1 protein-coding gene is annotated in these 770 nt (G+C 41.8%); it reads left to right on the top strand.

The window, feature by feature from the left end:
• Positions 1-740, top strand: a 740-nt coding sequence (locus tag PSI06_RS21050) for an IS5 family transposase (RefSeq protein WP_407073083.1), incomplete at its 5' end; no start/stop codon positions are given.
• Between the last annotated feature and the right edge of the window lie 30 nt (positions 741-770).

Raw genomic sequence — 770 nt, 5'->3', positions numbered from 1 at the left:
ACGGGACATGGAATGTCTTATCAAAAGTAATGTACTTAAGTGGTCGAATTTATAATAAGCCCGACCATAGAAAAACGCTCGAAGGCATACTGTATAAGATGCGCACAGGTATTCCATGGCGAGATTTACCTTCTGATTTTGGCCGTTGGAGTGCTATCTACAGACGGTTTAATTTATGGTCCAAAAAAGGGATTTTGAATGAACTGTTTCGCGCATTATCTCGTGATGCGGACATGGATTGGGTCTTCATTGATGGCAGTATTGTCAGGGCTCATCAACATAGTTGCGGTGCAAGAACTGCTGACAATGAATCAATTGGAAAGAGCCGAGGTGGAAATTCTACGAAAATTCATCTTGCAGTCGATAGCGGAGGGTTGCCTGTTTATTATGAATTATCCTGTGGAAATACGCATGATATCGTCCATGCAGAGTCACTCGTAGCTAATTGCCCAACAAGTAATATGGTTGTCGCAGATAAAGGCTACGACAGTGAAAAACTGAGAGCGTTTGTTCGTGATAATAACGCTACACCCGTTATTCCACGTAAGGGCAACAGTTTAGTAGGCAATGAAGATATTGACTGGTGCATGTACAAATATCGGCACTTGGTTGAGAATGCATTTGGCCGTATTAAGCAATATAGAGGGATAGCCACGCGGTATGAAAAGCTTGAACGAAATTATCATTCAATGCTCGCTTTAGCATTTACTATGATGTGGCTACCAATGTGGGCTGATTGATATATGTACTACAAAGATCAACAGCCCCTA

This window comes from Pseudoalteromonas sp. GABNS16E, from assembly GCF_028598715.1.
GTDB classification, from domain to species: domain Bacteria; phylum Pseudomonadota; class Gammaproteobacteria; order Enterobacterales; family Alteromonadaceae; genus Pseudoalteromonas; species Pseudoalteromonas atlantica.
The sequence above is the reverse complement of the archived record's forward strand: the minus strand, read 5'-3'. Positions and strand labels throughout refer to the sequence as shown.